Source organism: Parafrankia elaeagni, from assembly GCF_000374165.1.
GTDB classification, from domain to species: Bacteria; Actinomycetota; Actinomycetes; order Frankiales; family Frankiaceae; genus Parafrankia; species Parafrankia elaeagni.
Window position 1 is genome coordinate 60,318 of record NZ_KB893728.1, and the last position, 26,033, is coordinate 86,350.

The 26,033-nt window shown below is 71.2% G+C and carries 21 protein-coding genes and 1 pseudogene; 6 read left to right on the forward strand and 16 right to left on the reverse strand.

The genetic code is table 11. The features are described from left to right. Nucleotides 1-11 precede the first annotated feature (11 nt). From B207_RS0116855 to B207_RS0116870, 4 genes are all read right to left on the reverse strand, one after another. Complete coding sequence (locus B207_RS0116855; protein ID WP_018637739.1) at nt 12-857, reverse strand: carbohydrate ABC transporter permease; 846 nt, start codon at nt 855-857, stop codon at nt 12-14. Then, nucleotides 854-1,801 (reverse strand): carbohydrate ABC transporter permease, encoded by a 948-nt coding sequence (locus tag B207_RS0116860; protein WP_018637740.1) that lies wholly within the window; start codon nt 1,799-1,801, stop codon nt 854-856. Before B207_RS0116860 ends, B207_RS0116855 begins: the two co-directional genes overlap by 4 nt. Next, nucleotides 1,798-4,011, reverse strand: a complete 2,214-nt coding sequence (locus tag B207_RS0116865; RefSeq protein ID WP_018637741.1) for an outer membrane protein assembly factor BamB family protein — start codon at nt 4,009-4,011, stop codon at nt 1,798-1,800. The genes B207_RS0116860 and B207_RS0116865 overlap by 4 nt, the downstream gene beginning before the upstream one ends. 163 nt (nt 4,012-4,174) lie before the next feature. After that, nucleotides 4,175-5,110 (reverse strand): MurR/RpiR family transcriptional regulator, encoded by a 936-nt coding sequence (locus B207_RS0116870; RefSeq protein ID WP_084692182.1) that lies wholly within the window; start codon nt 5,108-5,110, stop codon nt 4,175-4,177. Between the two features lie 415 nt (nt 5,111-5,525). On the opposite strand from B207_RS0116870, the gene B207_RS0116875 reads away from it, so the two are divergent. After that, on the forward strand, nt 5,526-6,734 hold the full coding sequence (locus tag B207_RS0116875; RefSeq protein WP_035740964.1) for an IS701 family transposase: 1,209 nt from the start codon (nt 5,526-5,528) through the stop codon (nt 6,732-6,734). A gap of 127 nt (nt 6,735-6,861) precedes the next feature. Here the strand turns inward: B207_RS0116875 and B207_RS0116880 are convergent, their stop codons facing one another. From B207_RS0116880 to B207_RS0116920, 10 genes and pseudogenes are all read right to left on the reverse strand, one after another. Then, entirely contained in the window at nt 6,862-8,133 is a 1,272-nt protein-coding gene (locus B207_RS0116880) for an ABC transporter substrate-binding protein (RefSeq protein ID WP_195905305.1), read from the reverse strand. Nucleotides 8,134-8,306: 173 nt separating this feature from the next. After that, on the reverse strand, nt 8,307-9,503 hold the full coding sequence (locus B207_RS0116885) for a branched-chain amino acid ABC transporter permease (protein ID WP_154675408.1): 1,197 nt from the start codon (nt 9,501-9,503) through the stop codon (nt 8,307-8,309). Then, nucleotides 9,496-10,386: a branched-chain amino acid ABC transporter permease gene (locus B207_RS0116890; RefSeq protein ID WP_018637746.1), complete on the reverse strand. Its 891-nt coding sequence runs from the start codon at nt 10,384-10,386 to the stop codon at nt 9,496-9,498. The genes B207_RS0116885 and B207_RS0116890 overlap by 8 nt, the downstream gene beginning before the upstream one ends. Nucleotides 10,387-10,437: 51 nt before the next feature. Next, nucleotides 10,438-11,319 (reverse strand): ABC transporter ATP-binding protein, encoded by an 882-nt coding sequence (locus B207_RS34260; RefSeq protein WP_407671425.1) that lies wholly within the window; start codon nt 11,317-11,319, stop codon nt 10,438-10,440. Nucleotides 11,320-11,321: 2 nt separating this feature from the next. After that, the gene (locus tag B207_RS0116900; RefSeq protein ID WP_018637748.1) at nt 11,322-12,263 is read right to left on the reverse strand and encodes an ABC transporter ATP-binding protein; all 942 of its coding nucleotides are present in this window, start codon (nt 12,261-12,263) and stop codon (nt 11,322-11,324) included. Between the two features lie 911 nt (nt 12,264-13,174). After that, nucleotides 13,175-13,285: pseudogene (locus tag B207_RS41540) on the reverse strand (3'(2'),5'-bisphosphate nucleotidase CysQ); the annotation flags it as partial. Nucleotides 13,286-13,366: 81 nt separating this feature from the next. Beyond that, nucleotides 13,367-14,590: a cytochrome P450 gene (locus tag B207_RS0116905; RefSeq protein WP_018637749.1), complete on the reverse strand. Its 1,224-nt coding sequence runs from the start codon at nt 14,588-14,590 to the stop codon at nt 13,367-13,369. Beyond that, complete coding sequence (locus B207_RS0116910) at nt 14,577-15,752, reverse strand: sulfotransferase family protein (protein WP_018637750.1); 1,176 nt, start codon at nt 15,750-15,752, stop codon at nt 14,577-14,579. The genes B207_RS0116905 and B207_RS0116910 overlap by 14 nt, the downstream gene beginning before the upstream one ends. Nucleotides 15,753-15,846: 94 nt before the next feature. Next, the gene (locus B207_RS38450; RefSeq protein ID WP_230205062.1) at nt 15,847-16,020 is read right to left on the reverse strand and encodes a hypothetical protein; all 174 of its coding nucleotides are present in this window, start codon (nt 16,018-16,020) and stop codon (nt 15,847-15,849) included. A gap of 60 nt (nt 16,021-16,080) precedes the next feature. Then, nucleotides 16,081-16,962, reverse strand: a complete 882-nt coding sequence (locus B207_RS0116920) for an SDR family NAD(P)-dependent oxidoreductase (RefSeq protein WP_018637751.1) — start codon at nt 16,960-16,962, stop codon at nt 16,081-16,083. Between the two features lie 165 nt (nt 16,963-17,127). Here B207_RS0116920 and B207_RS0116925 point away from each other — a divergent pair, with 165 nt between their 5' ends. Further along, on the forward strand, nt 17,128-18,069 hold the full coding sequence (locus B207_RS0116925; protein WP_018637752.1) for a LysR family transcriptional regulator: 942 nt from the start codon (nt 17,128-17,130) through the stop codon (nt 18,067-18,069). A 59-nt stretch (nt 18,070-18,128) separates the two neighbouring features. Further along, nucleotides 18,129-19,073, forward strand: a complete 945-nt coding sequence (locus tag B207_RS0116930; RefSeq protein ID WP_018637753.1) for an alpha/beta hydrolase — start codon at nt 18,129-18,131, stop codon at nt 19,071-19,073. Nucleotides 19,074-19,158: 85 nt separating this feature from the next. Here the strand turns inward: B207_RS0116930 and B207_RS0116935 are convergent, their stop codons facing one another. After that, a complete protein-coding gene (locus B207_RS0116935) occupies nt 19,159-21,315 on the reverse strand; it encodes a hypothetical protein (RefSeq protein WP_018637754.1) in 2,157 nt (718 codons plus the stop codon). A 512-nt stretch (nt 21,316-21,827) separates the two neighbouring features. Between B207_RS0116935 and B207_RS0116940 the strand changes: the two genes are divergently transcribed. The 3 genes from B207_RS0116940 (at nt 21,828) to B207_RS0116950 (ending at nt 24,450) form a co-directional block, all read left to right on the forward strand. After that, nucleotides 21,828-22,067, forward strand: a complete 240-nt coding sequence (locus tag B207_RS0116940) for a hypothetical protein (protein WP_018637755.1) — start codon at nt 21,828-21,830, stop codon at nt 22,065-22,067. Between the two features lie 345 nt (nt 22,068-22,412). Continuing rightward, nucleotides 22,413-22,649, forward strand: a complete 237-nt coding sequence (locus B207_RS0116945; protein ID WP_018637756.1) for a hypothetical protein — start codon at nt 22,413-22,415, stop codon at nt 22,647-22,649. Nucleotides 22,650-22,875: 226 nt separating this feature from the next. Next, on the forward strand, nt 22,876-24,450 hold the full coding sequence (locus tag B207_RS0116950; protein WP_026311141.1) for a long-chain-fatty-acid--CoA ligase: 1,575 nt from the start codon (nt 22,876-22,878) through the stop codon (nt 24,448-24,450). Between the two features lie 13 nt (nt 24,451-24,463). Here B207_RS0116950 and B207_RS0116955 read toward each other — a convergent pair whose 3' ends face one another. Then, on the reverse strand, nt 24,464-26,023 hold the full coding sequence (locus tag B207_RS0116955) for a tetratricopeptide repeat protein (RefSeq protein ID WP_018637758.1): 1,560 nt from the start codon (nt 26,021-26,023) through the stop codon (nt 24,464-24,466). Between the last annotated feature and the right edge of the window lie 10 nt (nt 26,024-26,033).

Genomic DNA, 26,033 nt, shown 5'->3' on the forward strand with positions numbered 1-26,033 from the left:
ATCCGGGCAGGTCAGCCGGGCAGCTCGCCGCCGGCGATGCCGGCGATGAACCGCCGCTGGGCGAGCAGGAAGAGCCCGACGATGGGAGCGGTGATGATCGCCGCTCCGGCGGCGAGCGCGCCGAAGTCGGTGCCGGTCTCCGCCTGCTGGAACACGGCGAGGGCCAGCGGCGGCGTGCGCAGGCCCGGGTCGCGGGCGACGAGCAGCGGCCAGAGGTAGTCGTTCCAGTGCACGAAGATGGAGAACACCGAGAACGTGGCGATGGCCGGTGCGCTCATCGGCACCACCACGCGGACGAGCGTGGAGACCGTGCCGAGCCCGTCGGCGCGCGCCGCCTCCAGCAGGCTGTCCGGGATGGTCGTCATGTACTGGCGGAGCAGAAAGACGCCGAACGCGCTCGTGGTGAAGGGCAGGACGAGCGCCACCATGGTGTTGTTCAGCCCGACCGACCCGATCCCCAGATAGAGCGGGATCGCGGTCGCCTGCGTCGGGATCAGCAGGCAGGCGAGGACGGTCGCGTAGAACGCGTTGCGGCCCCGGAAGCGCAGTTTCGCGAAGGCGTAGGCGGCCGGGATGCACGTGAGTAGCTGCAGGGCGAGGATCGAGATCGTCACGATCGCGCCGTTGAGCATGGCCGTGCCGAGGTCGGCCTGGTTCCAGGCGCGGGAGAAGTTCCCGAGGTCGATCGACTCCGGCAGGAACGAGATGCCGTCGAAGAAGACCGAGTCCTGGCCGGCGACCGCGGTGCGCAGCATCCAGTAGAAGGGGAAGACAGCCACGCTGACCGTGACGAGGACGAGGCCGGCCTGTGTGGTCCGCCAGAGCGTGTCCGGGCCGGTGAGGCGGCGCGCCTTCATCGGGCACCGCCGAGCAGCGAGCGGCGGCGCAGCAGACCGAGCACGGCCAGGACGGTGAGCAGCAGCACCGACAGCGCCGCCGCCTTGCCCAGCTCGAAGTAGGTGAACCCGAGCCGCCAGGTCATGGTGAGCGCGGTCTCGGTGGCGCCCAGCGGCCCACCGCCGGTCATCACGTTCACCGTGTCGTACACCTGCACCGCCTGCAGGACGGTCATCACACTGGCGAACACCATGATCGGACGCAGCAGTGGCAGCGTGACGAGCCGCAGCTTCGTCCAGCCGGTCAGCCCGTCGGCGGCGGCGGCCTCGTGGACGGCGGTCGGGATCGCGGTGAGCCCGGACAGGAACAGCACCATGGTCAGCGCCGCCCCGCGCCAGACGCCGACGGCGGCGACCGTGGTGAGCGCGTACCGTTCGTCGCCCAGGTAGTTGACTGGGGCGATGCCGACGACGGCGAGTGCCTGGTTGGCGAACCCGCCGCGCAGCGCGAAGATCCACCGGAAGACGACGGCCATCGCGACGAGGTTCGCGGTGAACGGGAGGAACAGCAGGGTGCGGACGAGTCCGCGGGCGCGGCGCAGCGACTCCGTGAGCAGCGCCAGCGCCAGCCCGATCACCATGCTCGGGACGATCGTCAGCGCGCAGTAGACGAGGGTGTTGCGCATCGCCTGCAGGACTTCGGGGTCCGTCAGGACGTCGGTGAAGTTCGCCAGCCCCACCCAGGTCCAGGTGGTCCCGTCCGACAGGTCGATCTCGTACAGGCTGCCGACCAGCGCGAGCACGCCGGGCACGATCACGAACAGGGTGATGAGGACCAGCGCGGGGGCGGTGAGCACGGCTGCCGTGGCGCCGTCCGCCGCCGCGCCCCGCGGCGGCCGCGTGCCGCTCGGGTGCCCCGTCGATTCTGTGACGGCGGGCACGGCGGGGCCGGTCGTGAGCGTCATCGCAGGACCGCGCGGTCGAACGCGAGGACGCGGCCGTCCACGCCGACGACGAGCAGCAGATCCTCGGCGGCGGTGACCGGGGCCGCCACCGGCACACCGACGTCCACCGGCCGGTGTACTGCTCCGGTGGTCGCGTCGACGACGTGCAGGACACCGTCCAGACCCGGGGCAACGAGGACCGCGGTGCCGTCCCCGGCGGTGAGGAGCGTCGGGCCGGCGAAGATGGCGTGCGGAGTGCGGGTGTAGCTGGTCATCGCGAAGGGAGACGGTCCGCCGAGCGGTGTCCGCCACAGCGGCGATCCGTCCTCGCGGGAGAGCAGGACCAGGCCGAACCCGGCGTCCGCGATCGCGATCCCGTCCGGAGCCGCCGCCGGCGTGGCCGGGTTGAGTGGCAGGCTCACCGGAGCCGACCAGACGGTGCTCCCGTCGGCCGAGGACACCCGCACGACCCGACCGGACGCGGCGAAGACCAGGTCGCCGGTCACCAGGTCGTGCAGCGGGGAGCCGATCGGAGTCGGGCTGTCGAGGGCCATGCCGCCGGCGGGCTGGCCCGTTGGCCACCGGGTCGCGCCGGTGTGCAGATCGAGACCGATCATTGTCGCCGGTGCTGGCCAGGCCCCGACGATCAGAGTGTCGCCGACGGCCGTGGGGGCGCTGTGCGCCACGATCGTCTGGTACGGGGTGAGGTCGGTGCGCTCCCAGCACAGCTCGCCGGTCTCGGCGTCGAGAGCGCGCAGGTGACAGAGGTCGCCGACGATCGCCAGCCCGTCCGCCACGACGGGGTCGAGCCAGATGAACTGGCGCAGCGGGTCCGGCGACGGCACCCGCCACCGTTCGTGGCCGTCGGCCAGGTCCAGGCTCACCACGTCGCCGGAGACCTCGGCGACGAGCACGCTGCCGCTGCCGCTGCCGCTGCCGCTGCCGCTGCCGCTGCCCGGGCCGGTGCCGTGCACGGTCGGTGTGCCCTTCACCGAGGAGCGCATTGGCGCGCGCCAGGCGAGCGTCCCGTCGGCGAGGCTGAGGGCTTCGACCGCGCCCGAGGCGCTGTCCTCGTGCCGGACCCCGGCGAGCACCAGGTCTCCGCTGACCCGGACCGGCGCGCGGTGACCGGGGCCGGAGAGCTGGTGCACCCAGCGCACGCTGTCGCCGGAAGCGCTGTCGCCGGAAGCGCCGTCGAGGAGGCTGCCGGCGGGCATCCGGGCCCAGGGCACGTCCGGGATCTCGAAGGTCGCCCGCTCCAGGCCCGTCGGCGCGACGGCCTGCGTCCGCAGTGTGATCCGCTCGCCGTCCCAGGTCACGATCCGGTAGGACGGCGGCGAGTAGTCGAGGGCGCCGAACAGCGGCGTCGGGGTGTTGACGTGCAGGGTCCCGCCGACCTCGACGACCCGGGAGGTGTGCCGGTGCCCGGAGAAGGTCGCGAGCGGCTGGCTGGGCAGGCCGGCGAGGATCGACGTCCACGGCTGGTCGTGGCTGAGCAGGATCCACGGCGTGCCGGCGGGCAGCGACTCCAGGTCGGCCCGCAGCCAGGCGTCCTGGCGGTCGTTGTCGAGGCCGAGCTCGTGGGTGTGCCAGTCGAGCGCGACGACATGCAGCCCGGGCAGGTCGAAGGAGTACCAGCGGGGCCCGATGTTGCGTTCGTAGCCGGCCGGGTCGCCGGAGTGCATCAGGTAGTTGGTGCGGGTCACCTCCATGCTGAACGAGTCGAACGAGCCGCCGATGTGGTCGTGGTTGCCCGGCAGGAGATGCACCGGGACGGGGCTGCCCTCGACGGCCTTGCGCAGCGCCTCGAACTCCTCGTCGCTGCCGAAGTCCGTCAGGTCGCCGGTGGCGACGACCGACGCGACGTCCCCCGCCCGCTCGGTGAGCCCGGCGAAGAAGGCGGCGAGCGCGTCGTGGCTGCCCATCTCGCTCGGCTGCGGGTAGATCGCCGCGGCCAGGTCGGGGCGGCTCACATGCAGGTCGGAGATGTGGACGAAGCGGTGCGGGAAGACATCCGGCTCGGGGGTGAGGACGAAGGTGACATCCTCGGCCGTGGCCGGGACGAACCAGTGCTCGCAGCCGTAGCCGGCCGGGCGGACCACGAACACGAACGGCCCGCTGGGCGTGAGGGTGAAGGAACCGTCGGACGTCGAGGCTGTGACGGTGGCGCCGTCGCTCACCCTGACGCCGGCCCGGGGCTCACCCCGGGTGGTGACGATACGTCCACGCATGGTCGGACCTCCTCTCTGCGCGCGCACGAACCGCGGCGGATCGCCGCGGGAACTGAGGACATGACGGAGGGGTGCACGCGGGTTCAGGCATGCGGAACCGGCCGGTGATCAGGCCGGTGCTCGGACGGAGCTGGAGTCGGCGTGCCGCGAGGTGCGGGTGCCGTCAGATCCGGTGTTCGGTGAGGACGTCGGCGGTGGCAGCGAGGGCGTCCCGTGATGGGGGATGGCGCAGCGCGATGAGGACGAACAGTGCGTCCAGCAACGCCAGGTGGACGATGCGGCTGGTCATGGTCTCGATGCGGTAGGAGGTCTCCCGGCTGCCGGCGACGAGGGGCAGGTCGACGAGTTCGGTCAGCGGTGACCGGGAGAAGCTGGTGAGCGCGACGGTCGTCGCGCCGGAACGGCGGGCGGTGCGCATCGCCGCGAGGGTCTCGGTGGTCGATCCGGTGTGGCTCACCGCGAAGCAGACATCGCCGGGGCGGAGCATCCGCGCGCTCACGTCCTGTACGTGGACGTCGGCCGGGAAGTAGGCCGGCAGCCCGATCGTCGTCAGGCGGTAGGCGATGTCCGAGGCGAGCGGGGCCGACGTCCCGACGGCCACGAACTGGATGCGTGGGGCGCTGACCAGGGTCTCCGCGACCCGGGCGAGCATCTCGGCGTCGAAGTGCGCGGCGGCCTCCTCGACCGCACGGGCGGTGCTGAGCAGCACCTTGCGCGACACCTGTTCCGGCCCGTCCTCGGGGCTGACCTCCTCGAGGAGCTGGCGTTCGGCGGGGATCGAGTCGCGGGCGAGCCGGAGCTTGAGGTCCTGGTAGCCGCGCAGGCCGAGGCTCTGGCAGAACCGGATCACCGTGCCGACCGAGGTGTCGGAGGCCGCGGCGAGCTCGGTCACCGACAGGTGGATGACACCGACCGGGTCGCCCAGCACGACCCGGCCGACCCGCTGCTCGGCCGGCGACAGGCTGGCGGACAGATCCCGCGCGAGCTCCAGCACGCTGCCGGAGGTCCGCTCTGCCGCGGGCACCGCTGGCGCCGCGGATTCGGGGGACGGCCCGGCGGACGGCCGTGCGTCCGGTGAGCCGGGCTGAGCTGCTGGCATGCACAGAACGTTAGGAGGGCCTGGTGAACGGCTTGTGTCCCGGGACGGAACCGTGGAGCAACGTTCCAGTTCAAATGGATATGTGGAGTGAAGTTCCAGAACTCCGGGACGGCAGTGGCTGGACCCGGTTTCTGGGTTCTTTCCTGAGGGCTGGGTCAGCTCGGTGTGCCGGCGGCGACGGTGACGAGGCTGCGGGCGGTGTCCGTGGCGGCCCGGCCAGCCAGGGCGCGAACGCGGATACGGGTGTCGTCCCCGCCGGGCTGTCGAGGAGCAGGCTTCCTTCTGCGGCTACCGGAGTCGCGGCCACTGACTGGGCACTAACCGGCCGCACTGGCACTTTCGGGGGATCTTTCGGTCGCTATCGGATGTGGCGCAGATCTCGCCGGTGTGGGATTGCCCTGTGAGACCGGAGGAGATGGAGAGGGTTCGCCCGGTGGTCGAGGCGTTCGCCGAGGACATGCTGGGCGGGCTGCGGCGGCGTGACCAGCGGGCGAAGGGTGAGCTGTACCTGCGTGGCCTGCTGCTGGACGGCAGGCGCAAGTCGATGCGTCCGATGGCGGATCGGCTCGCGGTCGACCACCAGTGTCTCCAGCAGTTCATCACCAGCTCGACCTGGGACCACCGGGACGTCCGCCGGCGACTGACCCGGTGGGCGGTCGGCGCCCTCGACCCGGTCGCGCTGGTGGTGGACGACAGCGGCTTCCCGAAGGACGGCCCGACCTCGCCCGGTGTCGCCCGGATGTACTCCTGCAAACTGGGCAGGGTCGGGAACTGCCAGATCGGGGTGTCGGCGCACGCGGTGACCGACGAGATGTCGGCGGCGCTGAACTGGCGGCTCTTCCTGCCTCCCTCGTGGGACGACACCGCCCTGGGCGATCCCGCCCAGATCGCGGTGGCCCGGACCCGGCGGGCGCAGGCGGCGATCCCGGACGACCAGCGGCACCAGGAGAAATGGCGACTCGCGCTGGACATGCTCGACGAGCTGCGCGGGTGGGGGATGCCCGTCCGCCCGGTCGTCGCGGACGCCACCTACGGGGACGTCACGGCCTTTCGGCGGGGGCTCACCGAGCGGGGTGTCCCCTACCTGGTGGCGGTCACGCCGACCGCGACCGTGCAGGCGGCCGACACGGCGCCGGCGGCGTACCCGGACAGCGGGCGGCCGGCGCCCGCGACGGCCCACGCCGACCCGCCGTGGGACCTGCGCACCCTGGTGATGACCAGCGGCTGGCCCGACGGCCGGTTCGTGCCCTGGCGGGCAGGCACGCAGCTGGGTCCGGCCGAGGTCACCGGCACCGGGCTGCGGCGCTCCCGCTTCCTCGCGCTGCGGATCCGTACGCCGACCCCCGATCAGGGCCCACCGGAATGCTGGCTGCTGGCCGAGTGGCCGCCCGGCACGCCCGAACCCAGTGACTACTGGCTGTCGACACTGCCCGCCGGCGCCGAGCTGCGCGAGCTGGTCCGCCTCGCCCGGATCCGGGCGAGGATCGTGCACGACTACCGTGAACTGCGCGACGCGCTCGGCCTGGACCACTTCGAGGGCCGCTCGTGGACGGGCTGGCATCGCCACGTCACCCTCGTCAGCGTCGCCCAGGCGATCCGCACCCGCCTGCGCGCGAGCCAGTAGACAACCGGAACCCGCGGGCGCCGATCCGCGGGCGCCGATCCGCGGGCGCCAACCCGCGGGAACGCGGCGGGGTCCCGCTCGGCGGGCTGGTTCACCCGTCGAGCGGGACCCCGGTCGGACATAGGCGTCAGCCGCGAACGTAGGCGGCGACCGTCGGTCCCTCGTAGTTGGCCGCAACGCCCTCGGTGCTGCCGGGCACGCCGGCCTTCGGTCGAGCAAGGAAGCTTTCCCGAGAGGGGGAGATACCCGGCTTGGAGAAGTCGAGCGTGCCGGTCAGACCGTCGGTGTCGGCGGGGCTGATGGCAGCCTTCGCGGCGAGCACACCCTCCGGGGTGAGGTCGCCGTCCTCACACGCCTTCTGCAGGATCAGTTCCATGATCTTGGAGGACGAGTAGCCGGTGACGACGCTGTTCGACGGCTCGACGTTCGGGAACTTCTCCTTGTACGCCTTCAGCAGGTCGGCGGCCGGCGGCAGGCCGACACCGACGTTCGGGCCCACGAGGTAGAAGTTCTCGATCAGGGCGTCCCGGGCCGGCGTGTCGAGCAGAGTCGGGAAGAACGTCGGGGCGTTGCCGAGCAGCGGCACGTCGAGCCCGGCGCCGTTCGCCGCCGCGGCGGCACCCGCGGTCTGGCTGGGCTGGGTGGTCAGGACGATCGCCGTGACTCCCTCGGCGGCGAGCGCGGTGACCCGGGAGGTCATGTCCGGCTCGGCGGCGCCGATGCGCTGCTCGACGATGGTCATGCCGTGCTGCGCGGCGAAGAACTTGCTGCCCTCGAGCGCGTTGTTGCCGTACTCGCTGTCGTGGAAGATGTGGCCGATCTTGTCACCTTCCTTGATCCGCCCCTCCTCGAGCAGGTAATCCAGGCCGTTGATTGTCTCCACGTCGTAGGTGGGGCCGGGAACCGCATAGCCGGGGCTCGCCGCGAGGTTCTTCGCCCAGGCGACCGGAATGCCGATCAGGCCGTCCTGCTCCAGCTCGGGAATTAGGGCGGTCGCCATCGGGGAACCGAGAACCTGGACGAACCCGAGGACGTCACCGGAGCTTTCCGCGTACTGCGTGACCGCGGTCTGCACGTTGTAGCCGTGGTCCTTGATGTCCAGCTCCACGGTGAACCGGCCGCAGATCTTCTCGCCCTGGTTCAGCCGGTCCCAGTAGATCCGCTGGCCTTCGGTGACATCCTTGCCGCTGGCCGCGTTCAGGCCGGTGAAGTCGGTCAGCACACCCAGGGTGATGACGTCGCCTTCGATGCCGGCCCCGGTCCGGACAGTGCCGGCGCTGTTCTCGGCGGGCGGCGGCTCGTCGTCGGACTTCGTGCTGCACGACGCGGCCGTGACGATCGCCGCCATCGCGGCGATCGCCGCGACCGGGCGCATCAGATCGGATCGCCTGGTTCTCATACCGTGCATCCTGGTCCCCTCACTCGCGTTCACTTGGTTGCCGGGAAAGACGCGCGCTGATCCCCATAGCGGCGCGGCCGGCGGGACATTCGGTCAGTTCGGGCAGGCCGGGTGGTTCGGGAGGTTCGGGAGGGCCCGGTGGTTCGGAGGGTGGAGTGATCGTTCGTCCGCCGTCAGGTAGGGGCCTGCCGAGAGGCGCGTCTGCTGCCTGCCGCCTTCAGCCCGCGGGCGATTCCGGCCAGCCCGCTCGGCCAGAAGACAATCACCAGGATGACCGCCGCGCCGTACGCGTACCGGGCGGCCTCGGAATAGCTCACCCCGCCGGTTCCCGGCTCGGAAAGTCCCGGAATCGACTCCGCGTACTGCCTGAGCACGTATGGCAGCGCGGTCACGAACGCCGCGCCGGCGCAGGCGCCGCCCACCGATCCCAGACCGCCGAGAACAATCATGGCCAGGTACTGGACGGAGATCTCGATCGCGAACGACTCCGGCGCCACACTGCCGATCGCCAGCGCGAACAGCACGCCGGACAGACCCGCATACATCGAGGAGAGCAGGAATGCCCTCGCCCGGTACGCGGTGACGTTCACGCCGTTCACCGACGCCGCGATCTCACTGTCACGCACCGCACGCAGCGCTCGGCCGGGACGTCCGTTCAGCGCCGCCCGCGCGAAAAGATAGCACCCGACCGCCAGGACCAGGCCGAGATACCACAGCCGCTCGAACTTCTCGAACTCAACATTGAGGATGTAGAGGTCCGGATCGGTGTCGTCGAAGGTGAACCCGAACAGCGAGAAGTCGGGCACGGTGCGCCCGTTGTGGCCGCCGCTGACCTCACTGGCCGAGTTGAAGACGTGGATGCCGACGAACACCAGTCCCAGCGAGGCGATGCCGAGGTAGAGACCTTTCAGGCGGGCGCCGATCGGGCTGAAGAGAAGTCCGGCGAGACCCGAGATGCCGACTGCGAGGACCATGCCGACCAGCGGCGGCAGCCCGAGGCCGACATACGGGTGTGAACCGGAGTCGTTCGACTCGCCGGACAGCCAGCAGTAGCTGATCCCGCCGACGGCCAGAAAGAACGCGTGCCCCAGGGACAGCTGGCCGGTGGTGCCGACCAGGATGTTCAGTCCGATCGCACCGATCGCCGCACCGAACACCGCGAAGCCGGTGCGTAGCCAGAACTCCTCCAGATAGAACGGCAGCACCGCCAGCACGGCGACGAGCACGATCAGCAGCAGGCTGCCCGCGGCCGGGCGGCGCAGCTGCCGGGCGCGGCGCGTGCCGGCCGCCGGGCCCGGGGCCCCGGTGCCCGGCACGGCCACCGGTGTGCTCTGTGTCGTTGGTGTGCTCTGTGTCGTCGGGTCAGACACGGTGCAGCTCCTTCGTCCCGAACAGGCCGGCCGGCCGGACGAGGAGCACCAGCATCATCACCACGTAGGGGACGACGATGCTGAAACCGCCGCCCAGGAAGGTCAGGCTGGAGCTGTAGCCGGCGAACAGCGACTCGGCGACGCCGACGATCAGGCCGCCGGCCAGCGCACCGGTCGTCGAGTCGAGACCGCCGAGGATGGCGGCGGGGAACGCGGCGAAGGCGATCGTGCGCAGGTTCGGTTCGAGGCCGGGCGTGGGACTGCCGGTCAGGAACACGGCCGCGACCGCCGCGAGGCCACCGGCGATCAGCCAGGCGACCGCGCCGACCCGTGCCTGCCGGATGCCCATCAGGGCCGCGGCCTCCGGGTCCTCGGCCGCCGCGCGCAGCGCCACTCCCCAGCTGGTGAAGCGGAACGCGGCGAACAGCAGGCCGATGAGCACGAACGCCACGCCGATCGCGGTCAGCCGGTTCTCGCTGATGTTGACGTCGCCCAGGCGTACGACGTCGGCGCCCCACGGCTGGCCGAGCGACATCACGCTGGAGCCGATCCGCCTGGTCAGATCAGTGGTGATGAGGACGTCCAGGCCGAGCGTCATGATTGTCAGTGAGGCCACGTGCGCGCTGCGGATCCGCGAGAACAGGATCTTCTCCGACGCGAGCGCGACCAGTGCGGTCACGGCGATGCCGATGGCGACGGCGGCGGCGAAGCCGACCGACGGCTCGACCCGGGCGATCACATAGGCGCCGAGCAGGAGGAAGGCGCCGTGCGCGAAGTTCAGGATCTCGCTGGCCTTGTAGATGATGACGAAACCGAGCGCGATCAGGGCGTACAACGACCCGAGCGACAGGCCGTTGAGGAGGAACGACAGGAAGGTGGTCAAAGCGAGGGCTCTCCGGTCGGGGCGGGGCGTCGGCCGAGGCGTTCGTCGCGACTACGGGGACGGTGCGGGCGCGGGTGCCGGGGCGGCTCCGGAGCCCGTGTCGGTGCCGGTCTCGGTGCCGGTGCCGAGATAGGCGGCGATGACCGCCGGATCGTTCTGGATCTGCGCCGGAGTGCCGTCGGCGATGAGTCGGCCGAAGTCGAGGACGCTGATCCGGTCGGCCACCGACATGATCATGGACATGTCGTGTTCCACCAGGAGAACGGTGATCCCGAGCGACTCGCGGACGGAAAGCACGATCTCCGACATCCGCAGGGTCTCGGCCGCGTTCATGCCGGCGACGGGTTCGTCGAGCAGCAGCACCCGCGGCTCGGTCGCCAGCGCGCGGGCGACCTCGACCCGCTTGCGGTCGCCGTAGGAGAGGATGCCCAGCGGCCGGTCGAGGAGATGCCCGAGGCCGACGAACTCCGCGATCTCGACGACCCGCGCCCGGTGCAGCCGCTGTTCCCGCACCGCCCACGGCAGTTTCAGCCCGGCGCCGACGAAACCGGCGCGGGTCAGCAGGTGCCGGCCGAGCATGATGTTCTCCTCGACCGACTCGCTCGGCGAGGCCGCCATGTTCTGGAACGCCCGCCCGACACCGAGGGCGGTGATCCGGTGTGGACGCCGCCCGGTCAGCGTCGTCCCGCCGAGTCGCACACTGCCGGCCGACGCCCGGTACACCCCGGAGATGACGTTGAACAACGTCGACTTGCCGGCGCCGTTCGGCCCGATCACCGCGTGCACCGTGCCCGGCTCGGCGCGCAGCGACACCCCGGACAGCGCGGTGAGTGCGCCGAACCGGACGGTGACGCTGTCGACCTCCAGCGCGGCGACGTCCCCGTGCGCCGTGCGGGCCGGGCCGGCGTCGCTGTCGCCCCTGCCGCTCAGGATCGTCACGGCCGGCCCGTTCCGGTCGCCGCTCCGGCGCCGAGCAGCCCGAAGCGCCCGCGCGCCGGCGGAGTCCAACGGCTCAACGTCGGCCGCGGGGCCGCGCCTCCCGCCGTGCCGGTGGGGCTGGCCGCGCCCCCGGCGCCGTCGCCCGGCCCTCCCGGCCCGCCTGGTCGGTCCGGTCGGGCTGGCGTGTCGTCGTGGTCCGTGCCGCCGGTGTGGCCCCGGCCGAGGTACAGCGAGGCGATGTCGTCGGAGGCGGCCAGCTCGGCAGCCGGGCCCGACAGCTCCACCCGCCCGAGCTCCAGGACATAGCCGTTGTCGGCGACGCCGAGAGCCATCGCGGCGTTCTGCTCGACGAGCATCACCGACGTGCCCTCCTGGTTGATCTGCTTGAGGACCTCGCCGATGTGGGTCACGATCTGCGGCGCCAGGCCGAGCGACGGCTCGTCCAGCAGCAGCAGCCGAGGGCCCGACATCAGCGCCCGGCCGATGGCGAGCATCTGCTGCTCGCCGCCGGAGAGCAGCGCGGCGCGCTGCCCACTGCGCTCGGCGAGCCGAGGGAACATTCCGTAGACTTTTTCCCGGCGCTCGGCCCGGGTCGCCCGGCTGCGGACGGTTATCGCGCCCGCCTTGAGGTTCTCCTCGACGGACAGCCGCCCGAACACTCGGCGCCCCTCCGGGACGAGAACGACCCCGCGGTTGACGACGTCGGCCGGGTGCGCGTCCACCAGGGACCGCCCGCCGAAGGTGATCTGGCCTTTGTCGACCTTGGCCCGGTGGCGTTTCAGGGAGCCCGTGACAGCGCGCAGCAGCGTCGTCTTGCCCGCTCCGTTGCTTCCGAGCACGGCGACTATCTCGCCGGTCCCAACGCGTAGGTCAATGTCCCGCAGGGCGCGAATGACCCCCGCGTAGGTGACCTGCAGACCGCTGACGTCCAGCTCCAAAGCCGCCCTCCGTCGAAGTGTTGGCTGATGCGTATGGCCTGGGTGTTCCGGCCCGAAAGGAAATGTTGTACAGGCGGCAGATCATGTATCCGTCCGACTCTGCGGCACAAGCGTTGTCGGCATTTTCTCGGGACTTTGTTAGGTTGCCGGACCCGGTGCCGGACATCCGCCGCCCGGTGGTCCCGCGGCCCGCCCACCGCCGGATCTCGCGTTGCCCCGCGGCATGGCCTGCTGTCGCGGAGCAAGCGGTCAGGGGGTGGTCGCTCGGCTGCCGCTGTCTGCCCATCCCGCCGGAGTACCGCCATCCGGTCGCCGCGGTGCTGTGGCGAGGCCGAGGCGATCTCTCGGGAGTCATTCGGAGCAGGGGCATGCCGGCAATTCGCGGCCGCCGCCGCGCTGTTCCGGGAAGGGCGGCGGGGCGGTGGGGCGCCGTCCAGATGGGGCGCCGCCGGGTGCGGAAGGCGAGCCGGGCATGGGCCCCGAGGCGGCCCGGAATGAGGTGCCCTCTTTTGCGCGTTGGATCTCGCCGTGTTGAGGCGGAGCGCCGCATGCTGGGATTCACGGCCAGGGTGTGAAGGCCTCAGGGGGCCGTTTTCAAGAGGTCGTAAAGGCGTTTGGTCGGGGCGGTGTCGCGGCCCTCACCAGCTCGCACGCTATCTTTTGGGGCACCATGGCCATGGTCGCCGAAGGCGGATAAATCGGAGCGTGAACGCCTGTTGCGGCGCGCGTGCGGCTCTCTCCCGCTGCTGGTGAACGGCAGTGAGTGGTACTCGGCGTGGGCAGAGGGCGACCTGAGGTTGAAAGGCCTATCGAGTCGTCGTGGCGCAGGCGCAACTGATCCGGTTGCCTTCTGGATCTGGCCGAAAGAATGTGAACGCCGCATCCTCCGGTGAATCCGGCCTCGTCCGCGCTCAGCTGCCCCGCAGCACGCTGATGACCGTCGCGGCGAGCTCCGGGCGGCAGACGAGCAGATCCGGCAGGTACGGGTTGGCCTGGTCGTAGCGCAGTGGCGCGCCGTCGAGCGGGTCGACGATCCAGACCCGCTCGCGGTCGAGGCGGGCCGGGCTGTCCGCCGCGGGTCCGTGGACGACGTGAGGGCCAGTCTAGGAGAGGATCACCGGCAGGTTCAGCCATCCCCTCGTCGTCGACGTGTGGTCGAGCACCGCGTTGTCGCGGTCGACCTCCCAGTCGGTCCACCGTTTCAACACCTCGTCGAGCACGACCCGGCCCTCCATCCGGGCCAGTGAGGCGCCCAGGCAGAAATGCAGGCCGTGGCCGAAGGCGAGGTGCCGGTCGATCCGGCGGTGGATGTCGAAGGTGTCCGGGTCGGTGAAGTGGCGCTCGTCGCGGTTGGCGGAGGAGTTGAGGAGCAGCACGGCGCTGCCCGCGGGGATGGTCCCTCCGTGGTGTTCGACGTCTCGGGAGACGACCCGGCCCTGCACGGGCGAGGGCGACTCGAAGCGGAGAATCTCCTCGATCGCCTGCGGGACGGCGGACCGGTCGGCAGCGAGTTCCCGGCGCTGGTCGGGATGCTCACCCAGGAGCTGGCCGGTCCACCCGATGAGTCGCCTGGTGGTCTCGTTGCCCGCGCCGGCCAGAACGGAGGTGTAGGTCAGGACCTCCTCGCGGGTGAGCCGGCGCGTGGTACCGGTCTCGTCCGTGAACTCGGTGGTGATCAGCTCGGTCATGAGGTCGTCGGCCGGGTGGGTGGCCCGCCAGTCGACGTACTCGGCGAACGGCTGCGCCGTCGAGCGGGCATCGGTCGGCGACGGCGCCTCGCCGTCGGTGAGCTGGTGGCGTCGTGTGCCGGCGTCGCGGATCGCCTCCTGGTCGCCTTCGGGGATGCCGAGCATCATGCCGATGACCCGCATGGGGACGATCGCCCCGAGGTCGGCCACGAAGTCGAAGCTCCCGGCGCCTACCAGCTCGTCGAGCAGCCGTGCGCACAGCGCCCGGACCTGTGGCTCGAGTGCGGCCATCCTGCGCGGGGTGAACACGCGCGAGAGCAGCCCGCGATGGATGTCGTGGACCGGGGGGTCCTCCGCCAGCAGGCTGCCCGGTGGCAGCTGCACACCGGCCTTGATGATCTCGAGGATGAAACCCTGACCGGAGATGTACGTACCCCAGTCGGTGAGCGCCCTCTCGACATCGTCGAACCGGCTCAGTGCATAGAAGTCGTACTTCTCGTTGTAGTACAGCGGTGCGGAGTCCCGCAGCCGTCGCCACACCGGATAGGGATTCGCATCGATCGTGAGGTCGTACGGATCGTAGTAGATCTCCGGCCGCCGTGTTCCTGTCATCTCGGGCTCCCACTCACGAATGGTCATGAGACGTGTCCTCGGAGCGAGCAGTCCAGTGTTCCGCGCGTGCGGTGTAGGCGGCGAACAGCGGGCGGACCTCGTCGATGTCGATGCCGAAGGTGGCCGGGTCGGGGTGCATGTTGGCCTCCCGCTTCTCCGCGTTCTCCCGCCACCACCGCCTCATCCCGGCCTCGAACTCCTCGGTGACCGGCTCCTCCAGCCAGGAGTACAGCCCGCGCACCTCACGCAGTGGCTCGCGCTGCATCGCCCGGAAGTCGATGTCGTAGAATCTGCCGTCCGCCCCCCTGTCGCGGAACGCGAGCGCGCGCTCCATCCCGACCGACCAGTGCTCGACATTGAGCGCGCCGAGGTAGCGCAGGTCGATCTCGTCGCAGTAGGACCGGGCCACCGCCGCGTACAGGTCGGCCGCCGAGACCATGACCTCGGCCGGGTCCCGGTGTGTCATCACGAACCGGGCGTCCGGGAAGACCTCGTCGAGCTGGTCCAGGAACAGCAGGTGGGTGGGGCACTTCAGCCGCCACGGCCGCGCGGGGAAACCCCACTGCAGCAGCTTCAGGACCCGCAGTTCGTACTGGTAGGTCGGGGTGAGGTCGGCGCTCTCCAGCAGCCATGTCGAGTACGACGGGACGTAGGCGAAGGCCTGGAAGTAGTGCGCCTTGAAGTCGAGCGCCATCAGGCCCTGGCACTCCGTCGGCCCGGTCGCGCTGGCCGGGACGAGCTTGGCGCGCCGCGGCGAGCTCGTCGCGCGGAACTCCGCGTCGGAGCGGCTCTCGTCGAGCCGGCTTTCCAGCCCGTCGCCGGTGGACGGCGGCGGGCAGGGCTGTGATGCCTCCCAGGTGCGCAGCGAGCGGGCCTGCGGATCCTCGGCGAGCAGGGCCGAGAGGGCCGTCGACCCCGTCCGGGGCAGCCCCAGGCCGATCAGCGGGGCGACGATCGGCTCGTCGTCGATCTCCGGGTGACGCCGGTACCAGTCCTCGACCTGCAGCCGCTGCGACAGCAGCCCGCCGAGCAGCCTGCGGAGCACGACCTGGCCGGTCGTGTTCAGCCGGGCCTCCGTCTCGAGCGAGCGGGTGAGCCGCTCGAGCCCCTCCCGGAACGCGTCGTCACCGAAGTCCGTGAGGCCGGTCCCGGCCCGGGCCTCGTCCAGCAGCTCGTCCTGTAAACCCATGGTGACTCCCTCCTCGCCGTTGTCCGCTGCCAGGCGCGCATGTCGGCGCTCAGGCACGCATGTTCGCGCCGCCGTCGATGGCCCAGGCCTGGCATCACGCCGTTGCAGCGCACCCCTGGCGGCCCCAGTTGCCGGCGATGTGCCGGGTGAGCGCGTGGACGGCCGACTTCGAGGCCGCGTAGGCGGTCCGGAGCTGGTCGCCGCTGCCGCCGCTGACGGCGGCCCCCGACGACGTGTTGACGAAGGTCCTACCTGAGAGTCCGCGCATCCACCATCTCCACGATGCTCCACCAGGTCCGGGTCCGAGGTGACGTCAGAGGGCGCGCGCTCACCCCATCCACTGGCCGCCGGCCACGTCGATGGTCTGGCCGCACATGTAGTTGGCGGCCTCCGAGGCGAGGTAGGCAACCATGTTGGCGACCTCCTCGGGCAGGCAGACACGACCCAGCTGGACCTGGTTCCTCAGCGCGTTCGCGATCGTGGTGCGGCCCGCGAGGTCGCCCTCGTTCTGCGGGTCGAGGATCATCCGCTTCATGTCGGGCTTGATCATGATGCCCGGCGCCACCCCCAGGACGTTGATGCCCCGGGGCGCGAACTCGTGGGCGAGGTTGCGGGTGAAGCCGATGACGCCGGCCTTGCAGGCGCAGTAGACGGTGAGGCCGGGCTGCTGGACGCGCCCGCCGACCGCCCCGATGTTGATGATGCGCCCGGACCCCTGCGGAACCAGGTACTGCAGGGCGGCGTGGGCGCCGTACATCATCATGGTCAGGCTGCCCAGCACCGTGCCGTCGATCTGGTCCTTGGTGAAGTTCTCGAAGGCACCGGCCGAGACCATCACCGGATTGTTGACCATAATGTCCAGACCGCCGAGAGCTTCCCGGCTTTCGGTCACGGCCTGGTGCACCTGGTCCCAGTCCGACATGTCCGCGCGGATCGGAACGGCCTTCACGCCCCAGCGCTTCTCGACCTCGGCGGCTCTGCGCTCGACTTTGGAGAAGGTTCGGCCGACAAGCGCGACATCGGCACCGGAACCGGCCAGGCGATTGGCGATGGCCTGGCCTAGCCCGTCGCCGCCGGCCCCGGTGACGATCGCCTTCTGGCCCCTCAGGTCCAACAGGTCGCTCACGCGCTTCTCGATGATGTGCGTGGGGAGCCGGTCGAGCCCCATCGCCGCAGACCAGTCCTGTTCTTCCTGTTCCTCCACGCGCATGGGAGATCTCCTGCCGCCGTGCCGGCGAGGGTGTACGGCCCGAACGGCAGGACGCCCCGTCGCGACTGTTTCGAGTGATGCTAGGGCGCTGTGGCGGCGGGCTGCCAATACAAAATTCGGCGCTCAGATATACAGGATCGGCATAGCTGGGGTAATGTCGGGGACATGGACACTCATCGTCTGAGGTACTTCTTACGCATCGCGGACGAGGGTTCGATCAACCGGGCGGCCAACACGCTGGGGATCGCCCAGCCGGCGCTGAGTCGCCAGGTACGGTTGCTGGAGGAGGATCTCGGCGTCACCCTGTTCCGGCGCACGGCCCGTGGTGTCCAGCTCACCGAGGAGGGGGAGCGGCTGCGGGCGACCACCGCCGCGCCGCTGCGCCAGCTCGAGCTCGCTATGCGATACGTGGGGTCCCCGCTGGCGCGGGTCGAGCGTGGCCTGCACATCGGCCTGCCGGCCACCGCCACCGGCATCCTCGCCTCCCCACTGCTCGACGGTCTGAGCGCGGCATTTCCCAGAGTCGACTTCCAGATAAGCGTCGCCAGTACGGACGTGCTCGTCGAGGGAATGTTGAAGGGCGCTGTCGACATCTCGGTCATCGACCCCGTCCAGGACGGCCGTCTCTTCTATCACGACCTGCTGGTCGAGGATCTCGTTCTTGTCGGCGGGCGTACCTCGGACCTGCAGCCGGGCACCGCCATGGACTTCGCCGAGCTCGCCCGCCGCCCGCTCATTCTTCCCGCATCTCCGAGCGGAATCCGTACCAGCATCGAGAACACCGCGCTGCGGCTCAAACACCGGCTGCAGTCTCGCTTCTCCACCGATTCACTGCAGGTCACGAAAAGCCTCATCGAGGCGGGACGCGGCTATGGTGTGCTGCCGCTGTCGGCCTGCGCCGCCGAGATCGACGCGAGGAAGCTGTGTTATGCCCCGCTGCGCGACCCGTCCCTGACCCGGCAGCTCGGTATCGCCGTCACCGCGAACCTCGAACTGCCCCGCGGCTTCGCCACCAGGGTCGGTGAGATCATCCGTGAGGAGGCGGCCCGGCTGGTCGAGTCCGGCGGCTGGGGCGCGCGCCTGTCCCCACCGCTGTCCGAGGCGTAGATCCGAGGCGTAGAGATTTCTCCCCGTACGCCGGGTTTTCTGGGCTAGCATCCCCGCGTATGTCGTCCGCCCAGGTGGCGCCGGAACTGCGCGCCAGGCTCCGCCGCTCACCGCGACTTCCGGTGTACCGGGCGCCGGTGCTGCGCTTCGCGCGGTTCGCGATCGGCCGGCTGCCGGCACCCCCGTTCGCCGGGGTCACCGTCGAGCAGTATCCCGAGGCGGGGCAGGGCCTGCAGGTCTACCGCCCTGACACCCGGCGTTCGGATGCCGCGCTGCTGTGGATCCACGGCGGCGGGCTGGTGATGGGCGCCGTCGTCCAGGACCACCGCCAGTGCGCGGGCACCGCCCTCGCGCTGGGCATCCCCGTGGTGGCTGTCGAGTACCGCAAGGCACCCGAGCACCCGTTTCCCGCTCCGCTCGACGACTGCCAGGCGGGCTGGGAGTGGCTGCAGGGGCAGGCCGCGGCGCTGGGGGTGGCCCCGTCGCGGGTGGCAATCGGCGGTCAGAGCGCCGGTGGCGGGCTCGCGGCGTCCCTGATCCAGCGGCTGCAGGACCGCAGCGGCGGCCCCCGGCCGGCCGCCCAGTGGCTGCACGCGCCGATGCTGGACGACCGCACGGCCGCCCGTCGTGACCTGGACTCCCCGCCGCACCCGGTGTGGAGCAACCGGCTGAACCGCTTCGGCTGGCGCTCCTACCTCGGCGCCGAGCCCGGCTCCGCCGCCCCGGTGCCGCCGTACGCGGTGCCGGCCCGGCGCGACGATCTGGCCGGGCTCCCGCCCGCCTGGATCGGAGTCGGTGAGGTCGACCTGTTCCTCGCCGAGGACCGCGCCTACGCCCAGCGGCTGAGTGCCGCCGGGGTGCCGACGACCTTCCACTCGGTGCCCGGGGCGCCGCACGGCTTCGAGACCTGGGCGTCGGAGACGACCATCAGCGTCGAGTACCTGGCCGCCGCGCGTGCCTGGCTGCGCCAGACCCTCCTGGACGGGCCCGCCGCCCGCACCTGACGGGGCTGCCGCCGGCCATCCGACGGGCCGCCGCAGGCTCGATCGGGTCGGTCGGCGACAGCCCGCCGCCTGTGCGGTTCCTGCGTCAGCGGACGACGACGCGGGCGCGGGCGAGGTTCTGGACGAGCCCGTAGGGGCTGTCCCCGGCGCCGGCTCGCCGGGCCGTGACCCGGGCGACCGGGAAGTACGTTCCGGCCCGGTCGAACGTATGGGTGGCGGTCAGCCGGACCGTGCCGTCGGCCGGGTCGATCTCGGGCCGCTCGGCATAGGCGCCGGTGCCGTCGAAGTCCCACTCCACCCGGACGATCTCGCCGGCCCCAGGGGGCAGTTCGGCGGTGACGTCGAGGGTGACCGGCCGACCGGCGCGGGCGTCGGCGCGCGCGGCGGGCCGGATCTCGCGGTCGTCGACCTCGGTGACCCTGACGTCGACGACAGGCTGGACGCCACGGCGCTCGTCGGCACCGGCCGGCACGTGGATCTGCGTCTCGCCGTCGACCTCGTAGCTGGTGCTGGCCGGCGGCGCCGTCCCGTGGGTGACCCAGTCGTCGAGGTAGAGCAGAGCCTGCTGCAGCTCCGACAGGTACCGGACGATGTGGGTCTCGGCGGCCGCGTCACGCGGCGGCACATGGCCGGCGTTGTCCATGAACCACAGCCGGTAGGAGCCGTCGAGGCCGGAGCCGAGGTGGGTCTGCGCCGCCCGGCGGTACCAGTCGGCCGGCCACGGGAAGGCCTCGGTGTCGAGCAGTGAGCCCAGCATGATCATTTTTCCGTGGAAGGTGCCGGTGGGGACGGCGCCGCTGGCCGCCTGCGCGAACGTCGGCCCGACGAGGAGCGGGCGCTGCGGGTACAGCGGCGTGCCGTCCGGGCCGCGGAACTGGTCCCAGCCGTACTCGCCGGGCGCCGGGACCTGGTGGCGCTGGTAGTACTGCAGCGCGATGATCCACGAGTTGTCGAGACGGAGCCGGTCGCCGGGGCGGATCGTGTCCGTCACCGCCCTGTCCGCGCCGGTCCCGAAGGTGATGGTGTTTCCCTCCACATCCCCGAGGGGCACCGTCTTCCCGGCGGCGGCGCCGCTGAGCACGACGAGGTCGGCCCCGGCCAGCTCCCCGGCCGGCGCGGCACCGAGAGTCAGCCTGCCGGGCGGCGCGGCCGGAATCGTCGGCGTGCCCTGGACGTCCCGCAGGGCCGGCCGGGCGGCGACGCCGGCGTCGTCCGCCCGGGCGGTGACCTCGGCCTCGTGCCGGACGCGCGCGGCCCCGGCGGACGACGCCGGGTCGGTGCCGGCGTAGCCCGGCTTCGACCAGAAGTCGTCGACATAGCCCGGGTCCAGAACGCGTACCCCTCCGCCGACCGCGAAGAAGGCGCCGCCGGTCATGTTCTCGTGGTCCCACCAGCCACGCAGCGGGAAGCCGATCCGGGTCGCCTCGCGCAGCACCGCGCGCTGCTCCTCGTTCAGGCCGGCGTAGGGGTCGCCGCTGCCGCCGGGCTCCATCGCGTCCACGATCTGTGGGAAGACGGGCTTCAGGACCCGCAGCGCCAGCAGCTGCGTGGTCATGCTGCTGGGGATGGCGTTCGGCGTGCCGGGGACCATCGGCACCCCGCCGTCCCACACGCCCTCGGTGTTCTCCAGGGCGCCGATCGTCTGGTAGGCGCCGCCGCTCGCCCCGTAGATGTAGCCGCGGGGGCGGGCAGGATCGTCGTAGACCTGCGCCGCGACCGCCCGGGAGAACTTCGCCGCCGCCGCGTTGACCCGGTAACCGGCGATGTCACCGGCGCCGGGCAGGCCGCCCGCGTTGTTCGTGGAGACGACATACGCCCCGCTCGAGACGGCGAAGGCCACGGTGTTCGGCGCGGCCTCGTCGGTGGACAGCGTCGGATACGTCGAATGGAAGAAACGGCCCTGATAGCGCTCGGGGAAGTAGAGGGAGAACGTGGCCCTGGTGCCGGTGAAACCACCGTGGATGTGGCGGACGCGGACGGTGACATCCGTGGCGGGGTCGGTGATGTCCTGCTTCTCGTCCCGGTCGACGAAAGGCTGGTTCAGCGTCGGGTCCACACACCGGTCGGTGACGAACAGGGCGGTGCCACCCTGCGGCCCCGGTGTGCAGGCGGGTCCCTGGAGTGCGCCGTCGCGCAGCTGTAAGGGACGTCCGACGTCGGTTCGCCCCGCTGGTTCGGGCGGGGAGTCGTCGCTGCAGGACACCAGTGTCGCCGTGGCCGCCAGGCTGACGGCGAGCAGCACCGCCTGGCCCGTCAGTCTCGTTCGGCCGGGCCGGAGGCCCCCGGGGCGGCCCCCTTCTCGCCAGTGCCGACGCCTGCCACGGCTCGGAGCTCGTGTCATTCTTGACCTCGCCTCACTCTCCGGTCGGTCCTGGACCGCCGATGTGGACGGCGAGTGTAGGTGCGCCTGACCCGGAGAATCGCCTGAATGCGCCCCCGTACGCCCGAACGTGGTGTTCGGGTGGTCCCTTCGCGGGCGGCAACCTTGGCGGCAACGGCCCGTCGCCCCGCCGCTCCACAGCTGTTCCCGCCCGGCAGGGCCTGCCCCCACTCCGCCTTCGCCACCGGATCGCCGAGGAAGGTGAGGACGTCGACCGGCAGAAACAGCCGCACGACAGGCGTGACACCTTACCGTCGACCCGTTGATCTCGCCGGCCGACCGATCGCCATGGCGAACACGCCTGCGAGCGCGGAGTAAAATGCATGTTGGCCGAGAGAACTCCTCGCGCCCTGCCGCGAATGACGTCGAATAGTGTGACTGTTGCTGCGAGCCGCACACTGATCGGGATTCTGACGGTCGCCCTGGCTGTCGGCGGGGGACTTGCCCGTACCGCCACCACCGAGGCCGGAGTGACGCTCGAGGGCACCGGCCCGACCCCCTCCGACCCCCTCCGACCCGCTCCGACCCGACCGTTCTTCCGATACCCGCGGTCGGGCCGGGTGCGGGCCCTTCCCGGCCCACCGGTGCGGCCACCCGGCGAGGAGTGGCTGTAACGGCCGTACTGAAGTGAGCTCCGTCGCGCGGCAGGTCGCCAGCATCAGGATGCCGGGTGGCCTGCCTGTGGCACAGGGGTCCTGGCCGTCTCCGTGACATGCGTCACCGAGGTGTGGTCGAAATGTGATTCGGGCAACGCTGATTCCCCTGTCTCGGGGGTCCGGCGGGCTGTTTTGTGTCATGGGCCACGGGCGTGGATCACAATATATTTCGCCCGCGGCGGTGCGTCTCAGGTCACGTCCGGAAGGCCTCATGAAAGCTCCGGGATGAGCGCACCATAAGGGTGGCGGTTGTGACCTGGTTGCCGTCACCAGTCTTTTCTCTGCACCTGGGAGCCTGTTGTGATGAATGTCGTCCACGCCTTCGTCCGCCCCGGCGCGCCCGCGAAGCCGGCCCCGCGCGGTTCTGCCCGTTCCTGGTTCCTCGGCCCCGAGGAGACCTTCCTGACCCTCGGCGCCCCCGCCGCGCTGCCCGAGCCCCAGGCCACCGCGGCGCCCCGCCGTCCGGTCTCCGGGAGGGTCGAGCGGGAGCGTCCGGTCCGCCGCCACCGCGTGCTGCGCTGGGCGCACTCCCACAGCTGATCTCACCGCTCCGTCTGCGGGAGCCTCTTTTCGGTACAGGCTTCCCGCGACGCCGCTTTCGGTCACCATGTTCTCACTGCACGTTGTTGCGCTCCGCTGGATCGGGCTCGGATGAGTTTCGGCCCGGGAGGCGGGGCAGGGCAGCACAGAGACGGGTGGCGGGTGGCGGATCCGGCCGGTGAGGCCGGACCGGTGTGCCGCGATCCTGAGCGAAAGGGACGCGGCCATGGCCAATCTGTCACAGCTTCTCGAGAACACCGCCGTCACCTGTCCCGACCGCTGCGCCGTGGTCCTCGGGGCGTCCCGGCTGACCTACGCCGAGGTGGACGCCGCTGCCGGCCGGGTGGCGAACCTGCTGGTCGACCGCGGGATCCGTCCCGGCGACAGAATCGCGCTGACGTGTGCGAACATCCCGCAGTTCACGGTGGTCTACTACGGCATCCTGAAGGCGGGTGCGGTGGTGGTGCCGCTCAACGTCCTGTTGCGGCGCCGGGAGATTGCCTACCACCTGGCTGACTCCGGCGCGCGGGCCTACTTCTGCTTCGAGGGAACCGCCGAGCTGCCCATGGCGAAGGAGGCATTCGCCGGGTTCGCTGACACGCCGGCCTGCGAGCACTTCTTCGTCATCACGGTCGACCCCGCCGGGAAGTCGCCGGTGGCGGGAACCGCGGCGCGCCCGGTGGAGACGCTGGCGCGGGCGCTCGCCGAGAGGCCGTCCACGTTCGCGACAGTGACGCGCGACGACGATGACACCGCGGTCATTCTGTACACGTCCGGGACCACCGGGCGGCCGAAGGGGGCGGAGCTGCGGCACCGCAACATGCGGGACAACGCGCTCGCCGGGCGGGACCAGTTCGGCTCCGACATCTCCCGCCCCGACACCTACCTGGGCGCGCTGCCGCTGTTCCACTCCTTCGGGCAGACGGTCGTCCAGAACGGGGCGTTCGCGTTCGGCGGCACCGTGGTACTGCTGCCCCGGTTCGACGCGGGCGCGGCGATCCGGCTGATGCTCGCCGAGCGGGTGACGATGTTCGCCGGTGTCCCCACCATGTACTGGGGTCTGCGCAACGCGCTCGGGCAGGATCCGTCGATCGACACCGCGGCACTCGCGCGCAACCTGCGGGTCGCCGTCTCGGGAGGTTCGGCGCTGCCGGTCGAGGTACACCGGCAGTTCGAGAAGCAGTTCGGCGTGACCATCCTGGAGGGGTACGGGCTGTCGGAGACCTCGCCGGTGGCGTCGTTCTCGCCGTATGGCCAGCCGCCGCGGGTCGGCTCCATCGGCCTGCCGATCCGCGGTGTCGAGATGACCCTCCTCGAACGTGACACCTGGGACGAGCTCGCCGACCCGGCCGGGATCGGCGAGATCGCCGTCCGCGGGCACAACGTGATGAAGGGCTACCACCGGCGTCCCGAGGAGACCGACGAGGTCATCCGGGACGGCTGGTTCCGCACCGGCGACCTGGCCCGCAGGGACGAGGACGGCTGGTACTACATCGTCGACCGCTCCAAGGACATGATCACCCGAGGTGGGTACAACGTGTACCCGCGGGAGATCGAGGAGGTGCTGGTGACCCATCCGGATGTGTCGCTCGTGGCCGTCATCGGCGTCCCGCACCCGCGTCACGGGGAGGAGATCAAGGCCGTCTTGATCCGCGAACCGGGTGCCACCGTCACCGCCGACGAGCTGATCGGGTGGGCGAAGGAGCAGATGGCCGCCTACAAGTACCCGCGGATCGTGGAGTTCGTCGACACGCTGCCGATGACCGCCACCGGCAAGATCCTCAAGCGCGAGCTCTCCTGACCGGCCCCGCTGGTCAGGGGCTGATCAGCGGTCTGAAGGCGGCCTGGATGTCCGGGCCGGAGGGGGTGACGTAGCGCTCCGTGTCATAGCCGAAGAGCGTGAAGGGACAGCTCGAGCCGTTGATCTCCACCCTGGTATCGGTCAGCAGCGCTCCGGTCCGCAGGTCGTGGACGCGGACGGGCAGCGCCACCCGATGGAACGTCACGTTCCCGCCGGGGTTGTAACGGCAGGTCTCGACCGCCGAGCCCAGCTCGTCATCACCGACGCAGAGGACCCGGGTGGCGGCGGTCAGGTCGCCGGCCTTCCACTCGCCGGGCAGATCGTCCACGTAGGTGGAGGCGCCGAAGACCAGGGCCCGGTTCGGGCCGCTGGACGCCTGTGAGAAGGGGACCGGGGCGGTGCAGTACTGCGGCAGGGTGCCGGCCGCCGGGGCGCGCAGCAGGTCGCGCAGGTTCGTGACCTCCGCCTCCCGGCCGATCCGCGCGAGGCCGTCCCGTGCCCGTGGGGCGAGCGCGTCGCCGGGGTACCGGTCGAGCAGCTGCTGGAAGGTGGCCTGGGCCCCGTTCGGATTCCCGGCGTCGAGAAGCTTGTCACCGCAGCCGACCAGCGCCGCGGGCGCGAGCCGGGGCACGGCCTCGGCAGCGCGGTCGAGATCGTTACCGCTGGCCGGCCGCTCGGTGAGCCAGGTGGTGATCGTGGCGGTGTCGCAGGGATCCTTGGCCGGTAGGCCGCCGAGGAACCGGTCGAGGACCGCCCGCACCGCGCGCTCATGGCCGGGCAGGTCTGCGAGGACGGTCGACAGTGCCCGGAACCCGCTCTCCAGCTCCGTCGTGTCGCCGCCCAGGGCGTTGGCGAGGTCGTCGCCGGCTGTCCGCAGCTGCGCGCAGGCCTCGACCGTGCGCTCGCCGTCCGCTGCCGGGGAGATCGTGACCATCCGGTGGGCGGGGGTCACCCGGTCCACGGCGGCCTCTGCCCGCGAGCAGTCGCCCGCGATGCGCGCCGCGGTGACGTCCTTCTCGATCTTCCCGGTGTCGAGCCGGAGGAACACGAACGCCAGCAGCACCGGGAGCACGGAGACGAGGGCGAGCGACCGGCGCACCCACGACCGGCGCACCCACGACCGGCGCACCCACGACCGGCGCACCCACGACCGGCGCACCCACGACCGGCGCACCCACGACCGGCGGACCGGCGCTCCGGGGGGCCCGGTCCCACGCGGTCCGGTCCCGCGGTGGCATGGCCACCCGCCAGCCAGACACCAGCCGTGCGCTACCAGGAGCGCCCACCACGCCAGCACGATGACGGCGAACCACAGCACCTGCGCGGACGAGGCGAAGATGATGAGCAGCTCGGCGGTGATCAACACGGAGACCAGGGCGAGATGGACCCGCCCCAGCATCAGGTACCCGACGCCGAGCAGGGAGGCGTTGCCCAGCGCCACCGCCAGTGGATCGTGGGACCGCTCCGCGTCCCCGGCCCGTCCCGGTCCTGCCGTCGCGTCCGGCCTGGCCGTCGTGTCCGGCGGTGGCTGCGACGCCGGGTGTGGCCCGGGCCGCGACTCGGCCTGCGTCATCGGAGGTTCC